This window comes from Rhodococcus sp. C26F, from assembly GCF_053345925.1.
Genome location: NZ_JBKFBA010000005.1, coordinates 216,118 through 222,428, shown reverse-complemented (window position 1 = coordinate 222,428; position 6,311 = coordinate 216,118). Strand labels below are relative to the sequence as shown.

General features: G+C 70.0%; 7 protein-coding genes. 3 read left to right on the top strand and 4 right to left on the bottom strand.

Translation table 11 applies throughout. The annotated features are described in order from the left end of the window. Positions 1-38 precede the first annotated feature (38 nt). Both ACLBYD_RS09370 and ACLBYD_RS09365 read right to left on the bottom strand, forming a co-directional pair. Positions 39-821, bottom strand: coding sequence for a peptidylprolyl isomerase (locus ACLBYD_RS09370; RefSeq protein ID WP_447816194.1), 783 nt, complete (start codon positions 819-821; stop codon positions 39-41). Then, positions 821-1,699: a peptidylprolyl isomerase gene (locus ACLBYD_RS09365; protein WP_447816193.1), complete on the bottom strand. Its 879-nt coding sequence runs from the start codon at positions 1,697-1,699 to the stop codon at positions 821-823. Before ACLBYD_RS09365 ends, ACLBYD_RS09370 begins: the two co-directional genes overlap by 1 nt. Before the next feature lie 149 nt (positions 1,700-1,848). On the opposite strand from ACLBYD_RS09365, the gene ACLBYD_RS09360 reads away from it, so the two are divergent. From ACLBYD_RS09360 to ACLBYD_RS09350, 3 genes are all read left to right on the top strand, one after another. Next, positions 1,849-2,532 (top strand): MBL fold metallo-hydrolase, encoded by a 684-nt coding sequence (locus ACLBYD_RS09360; RefSeq protein ID WP_447816231.1) that lies wholly within the window; start codon positions 1,849-1,851, stop codon positions 2,530-2,532. 105 nt (positions 2,533-2,637) lie between these two features. Beyond that, a complete protein-coding gene (gene hisS, locus ACLBYD_RS09355) occupies positions 2,638-3,912 on the top strand; it encodes a histidine--tRNA ligase (protein WP_447816192.1) in 1,275 nt (424 codons plus the stop codon). Next, positions 3,899-4,543, top strand: coding sequence for a hypothetical protein (locus ACLBYD_RS09350; protein WP_183070691.1), 645 nt, complete (start codon positions 3,899-3,901; stop codon positions 4,541-4,543). Before hisS ends, ACLBYD_RS09350 begins: the two co-directional genes overlap by 14 nt. A gap of 27 nt (positions 4,544-4,570) precedes the next feature. Here ACLBYD_RS09350 and ACLBYD_RS09345 read toward each other — a convergent pair whose 3' ends face one another. Together ACLBYD_RS09345 and ACLBYD_RS09340 are read right to left on the bottom strand one after the other, a co-directional pair. Continuing rightward, complete coding sequence (locus ACLBYD_RS09345; protein WP_447816191.1) at positions 4,571-5,788, bottom strand: hypothetical protein; 1,218 nt, start codon at positions 5,786-5,788, stop codon at positions 4,571-4,573. Next, entirely contained in the window at positions 5,788-6,123 is a 336-nt protein-coding gene (locus ACLBYD_RS09340) for a type VII secretion target (RefSeq protein ID WP_447816190.1), read from the bottom strand. Before ACLBYD_RS09340 ends, ACLBYD_RS09345 begins: the two co-directional genes overlap by 1 nt. Positions 6,124-6,311: the final 188 nt, after the last annotated feature.

Sequence of the window (6,311 nt, the reverse complement as noted above, 5' to 3'; positions counted from 1 at the left end):
GGGGCGGGACGTCCGTGCGTTTTGTGTGCGAGCGGGTGTCAGGACCCGACGGTCACCGACTCGATCTGCACCGCGCGGTTGGGGGCACCGCCGCCGGCCGCCATCGATCCGTCGTCGCCCTCCGCCGCGACCTCCTCGATCACGGCGAGTCCGGCCTCGTCGACCGTCCCGAAGACCGTGTAGGTGGGGGGAAGCTGCGAATCCTCGTAGACCAGGAAGAACTGGCTGCCGTTGCTGCCGGGCCGGCCGGTGTTGGCCATCGCGACCGTGCCGCGCGGGTAGATCACCGGCTGGCGCAGCTGGGCGTCGCCGGGCGCGTACACGTTCTCCGGGTACTCGGTGTCGAAGCCGTAACCCGGCCCGCCCGTGCCGGTGCCCGTCGGGTCGCCGCACTGCAGCACCTGCAGACCCGGTGAGGTCACCAGCCGGTGGCAGGGCGTGTCGTCGAAGTAGCCCTGCTCGGCGAGGGACACGAAGCTGTTGACCGTGCACGGTGCCGCGGCCCGGTCGAGCTCCACGCCGATCACGCCGACGCTGGTGGTGATCTGCGCGGCGGTGGTGCCGGAGGCGGAGACGGCGTCTGCGGGCGGGGTGGTCACGTCGCGCGAGGCATCGCCCGAGGCGTTGTAGGTGCACGAGACAGGATCGCCACCGGCGGGTCGCTCCGGCAGTTCGCCCGTGTAGGCGGGGGACTCCCGGTCGGCGACCGATGCCGGTGCCGACGAGGTCGCGGTGCTGTCGCTGGACGTGTCGTCGGAGCATCCCGTGAGCAGGAGTGCCAGCCCGGCGCCGGCGGCGAGGGTGGTGCGCAATCGGATCATCAGTCCATCCTGACCGACGTGAGGATGGTCTCCAGCGCGGGGGCGCCGTCGGCGGCTCCGCCTGAGACCCCGGCCGCGGCGATCTTGTCGAGGGTCGCGAGACCGGTCTCGTCGATCGTGCCGAAGACGGTGTACTGCGGCGGCAGCACCGAATCGCCGTACACCAGGAAGAACTGGCTGCCGTTTGTCACGGGCTGTCCGGTGTTGGCCATCGCGAGAGTGCCGCGCGGATAGGTCATCGGTTCCTGTGCCGCGGGATCGTCGGCGGCGAACTGGTCGGTCGGGAACTCGTTCGCGAACTGATATCCCGGACCACCCGACCCGCTACCCGACGGGTCGCCGCACTGCAGGACCTGCAGGGACGGCGAGGTGGTCAGACGATGGCAGGCCGTCTCGTCGAAGAAGTTCTGCGAGGCCAGCGACAGGAAGCTGTTGACGGTGCACGGCGAATCGTCGTTGTGCAGGATCAGGCCGATGTTCCCCTGGCTCGTCTCCACGCTGACGCTGATGTCCGTGTTGCCCTCACCGGTGGTGCGGATGCCCTCGGTACGCGGCGGCTCTGCCGGCTTCGACGGTTCGCGGCCGTCCGCGGGGTAGGAGCAGCTCACCGTCTCGGGCAACGGCTCGGACCTGCCCTCGGGGAGCGCGGCATACTCCATTTCCGAACCCGAGGTGTCGTTCGACGCCGCCTCGGTGGCCGTGTCGTCGCCCCGGTTGACCGCCCACAGAGCAACACCGGCGCCGACGACCACGATCACTCCGAGCGCGGACAGCGCGATCGTCATGCGGCGCCGCTTGCGCTCGCGTTCGGCTCGACGCTCGAGCTGCCGTTCGAGTTTGCGTTTCGCGGCCTGGCGCCGTTGTGCGTTGCTCGGCACTGCAGTAGTCCTCCCGTGAACGATCGATGTGGTCCAACCGACTTCGAAGCAGACCCGAGTCTGCCACCCGGGACCGGCAACCCGCGGGCAGGGCGCAACGCATAGTCTGTAGGAGACCTCGAAGGCTTCCACCCGTAGGAGCGATGCTCGTGCTCGTGACCGGATTCCCTGCCGGGATGTTCCAGACCAACTGCTACATCCTCGCGCAGGACAACGCGAAGGAGTGCGTCGTCGTCGATCCCGGCCAGGACGCCGCCGAGCCGCTCGTGGAGTTCCTCACCGGATCCGATCTCACGCCCCGGGCGGTGCTGCTCACGCACGGTCACCTCGACCACATGTGGTCGGCGCAGCCGGTGGCCGACCGGTACGGGATCCCCGTCTACATCCACCCGGACGACCGGATGATGCTCACCGATCCGCTGCAGGGCATGGGGTCGAGCCTTGCGCCCTTCCTCGACGGCGTCGAGTTCGTCGAACCGCAGCAGGTCGTGGAGTTCGCCGACGGGGACGAGATCGAACACGCCGCAATCGAGTTCGTCGTCGACCACACGCCCGGGCACACCCGCGGCTCGGTCGTCCTGCGCACCCGCACCACCACGCCCGACGGAGCCGTCCTGAACGTCGCTCTGACCGGCGACACCCTGTTCCAGGGATCGATCGGCCGCACCGACCTGCCCGGCGGCGACCACGCGCAACTGCTCGACTCGATCGCGCGCAAGTTGCTCGTGCTCGACGACGGCACCAACATCCTCCCCGGACACGGCGGGGCGAGCACGATCGGCCAGGAACGGGTGTCGAATCCCTTCCTCACCGGCCTGGCAGAATCCCGCTGACGGCACGAACACCGACGCATCGACACCGGCGCATCGATACCGACGCACGAACACCGCGATCCGTCCGGTGACCAACCGAGAGAATCCCGAGAGAAGGCAGTACCAGTGAGCAAGGCCTCCACGTTTTCGGCGCCGAAGGGTGTGCCCGATTACGTTCCCCCGCAGTCGGCGGAGTTCGTGGCGGTAAGGGACGGTCTGACCCGTGCCGCACGCCTGGCGGGGTACGGGCATGTCGAGCTGCCCATCTTCGAGGACACCGGCCTGTTCGCTCGCGGCGTCGGCGAGTCCACCGACGTTGTCACGAAGGAGATGTACACCTTCGCCGATCGCGGTGAGCGCTCGGTCACGCTGCGTCCCGAGGGCACTGCGGGCGTGATGCGCGCAGTGATCGAGCACGGCCTCGACCGCGGTCAGCTCCCCGTGAAGCTGTCCTATTCCGGGCCGTTCTTCCGCTACGAGCGCCCCCAGGCGGGTCGCTACCGTCAGCTCCAGCAGGTCGGCGTCGAGGCGATCGGCATCGACGATCCCGCGCTCGACGCCGAGGTCATCGCGGTCGCCGACGCAGGATTCCGGTCGCTCGGACTCGACGGATTCCGCCTCGAGATCACGTCCCTCGGCGACGAGACCTGCCGTCCGCAGTACCGGGAGAAGCTGCAGCAGTTCCTGTTCGCGCTCCCGCTCGACGAGGAGACGCGCCGCCGCGCCGAGATCAACCCGCTGCGCGTGCTCGACGACAAGCGCCCAGAGATCCGCGAGATGACCGCCGACGCACCGCTGATGCTCGACCATCTCTCGGACACCGCTCGCGCGCACTTCGACGAGGTGCTCGCGCACCTCGATGCGATCGGCGTCCCGTACGTCGTCAATCCGCGCATGGTGCGCGGCCTCGACTACTACACGAAGACCACCTTCGAGTTCGTCCACGACGGGCTCGGCGCCCAGTCCGGCATCGGTGGTGGTGGCCGCTACGACGGGCTCATGGAACAGCTCGGCGGCCAGCCGCTCTCGGGCATCGGATTCGGGATCGGCGTCGACCGCACGGTCCTCGCGCTCGCAGCCGAGGGCAAGACCGCCGGCAGTCCCGCGCGGTGCGAGGTCTACGGGGTGCCGATGGGCGACGCCGCCAAGGCCGCGCTCGTGCCCATCGCGCACAAGCTGCGCGCCGCGGGTGTCCGCGTCGACCTCGCCTACGGTGGCCGCGGCCTCAAGGGCGCCATGAAGGCGGCCGACAAGTCCGGTGCCGTCGTCGCCCTCGTGCTCGGCGACCGCGAACTCGAGGCGGGCGAGATCGTCGTCAAGGATCTGCGCAACGGCGAGCAGCACAGCGTTGCACTCACGGACGTCGTCGCCCGTGTGGGTGAGGTCGTTGCCGGCGCATGACGACCGGGACGGTGCCGCCGTCCCGCTCGATCTGATCCCGTCCCGGCTGCTCCGGCCACGCGCCCGCAGGATCGCGCTGCTCGCACTCGCCGTCGGCGTCGTCCTCGGCGTTCTCGTCTGGATCGTCGCGCCCGGATGGGTCGCGCTGCTCGTCGGGGCCGTCTTCGCGGTGCCGCCGGCCGTCGGTGCGTTCCTGGCCACGCGTCGGCACCTGCTGCTGCGCGGCACCGTCGTCACGCTGTCGGGGGCGTTCCGGTCGCGCAGTGTCGATCTCGCGCGACTCGCCGGGGTCGAACTGATCGTCCGGGTGGGCGGGGTATCGCAGGCCGTCGTGCGCGTCAACGACGGTGAGCACAATCTCGTGTCGGTCCCGCTCGCCCTGTACGCCGACGGCGGCGGTCGCGAACTCGACGTGCTGGCCCTGCGAAAGCTTGCGGATGCGCTCGCCACCAGCGAGATCGCTCCGGCGGCGGCGATCTCGTCGGTGCTCGTCGAACAGTTGCGGGCCGAGGCCCGCGACGCCGCGCTCGGCGAACGCCCGCTCTACCGGGCGATCGAACTCGCGCGCGGCGCCGGCCGGGTGCCGCAGACGACGCTGACCGACCACGAGGTCGCCTCCCTCGTCGACTGACAGGCTCGTCCGATCGACGAGTAATGCTCAGCGGTCGTCGTGCGAACCGATCACGGCGGGAACGACCAACGGCAGTTCGCCGACGACCTCGGTGCCCTCCGCGGCGGCACTCAGCAGACGGGTGGGGGAGCGGTGCTTCTCGTCGTCGGATCCGCGAGCGGACGTCGCGGGGACCATCCCGGCGGTCGAGGGTGCCCTTCCCATCGCGCTCGCGCCGGTCGTGGCCGGCGCACCCCCGCCCGAGCCCGGGGCGGTCGGAATCGAAGCGGCGGCAGGCACACCTGCAGTTCCGAACGCGGCCCCCGCGGTGCCGTGACCGGTGACCACTCCGGCCGACACTGTTCCGGCCGATCCCGCAACCGCCGTGCCGACGGTCGGAACCGCCGCGTGTGCGGTGGGCACGGTCGCCGCGTAGGCGGTGGGAGTGGTCGCGGCGTGCGCGGCGGCCGTGAACGGCGCTGCGACACTCGACGCGACATCGGTTGCGGCCGTGGCGACCGTGCGCATTTCCTGCACCCCGGCCACGGCCACCGGCGCGGGCACGGGAATCGGCGTGGTCAGCGCCGTCATCGCGGCGGTGTGGACCGTCAGCTCGCCCCGGGTACGCGCGACGACGGCCAGGGCAGCCTGGAGATGCTGCGCGGCGGACGCCAACAGGGCGGCCTGGCCCGGCGGCGTCGCGAGAGCGGGCGCGGCCGCCATCGCCGTGGCCACGAACGACTGTGCGATGCCGGTCAATTCGATGTTGCCGCGTTCGACGGTCGCCGTGGCGGCGCGGGTGACGTCGCCGATCCGGTCGCCGCGGTCGGCCAGTTCGAGTGCGGACTGTTGTGCGCGCACACCGTGACCTGCGGCCTCGTCGGCCGTCGCCCCCTCCCACGACTCCGGAAGTGCGTGCAGCGCACTGCGTCCGAGCATCGTGGCGGTCTCGAGCAGACGCGACCCCTGCTGCAGGATCGCCGAGGGATCGAGCGAGTCGAGGATACCGGTGCCGAACATCGAGCAGAGTTCGGTGAGCGGCCGCACGATCGTCTCGAGATCGGGCAGCACCGGTACCGGAATCGATTCGAGCAGCTCGACGATCGAATGCGCCTCGAGGACGGGCAGACCCGGCTCCGGAAGAACGGGTTCCGGCAGCGCCGGAAGCGGTGCATCGAGGACCGGTCCGATCGGCGACGCGCGGAGAGCGTCGAGAACGGTCGGTGACGCGGCGGGTGTTGCGGTGTCGATGACCGATCCCTGCATCACAGTCCTCCCGCAGCGTCGGCCAGCGCCGAAGCCGTTCCGGTGTCGGCCGTTTCGTAACCGGTGGCCGCCTCGTGTGCTGCGATGCCGTTGGACGCGTAGGCCCACGACAGTTGCGCGACGGCACGGGTGTGCTCGGACTGGGCCGCGGCGAACACCGCGAGGAACTCTCCGCCGATGAGTCCCAGAGCCGGGCTCAACGCGGAGATGTTGGCCTGCAGATCGAACGTCCCCGCCTGCGCCACCTGCTCGGCCGCACGAAGATTCGTGGCCCCGAACGCTCGAATACCGTCGGGCACCACCCGGATTCCGGCACCGGGAAACAGACCGCTCATCGAACCCCCCATCGAAGATCAGTGTGGCGAGCACTGTAACTCGAGCGCACCGGGCGAGCCACCGGACCCTCGGCCGCCTGTGGATGAACCGGCGGGAACGTCGATGTATTCGTTGCACAGCGAGTGCGCCCCGTCCGATCGACCGCGATGTCGAACGATCTGTTGACAGCGAATAGCACACATGTTCG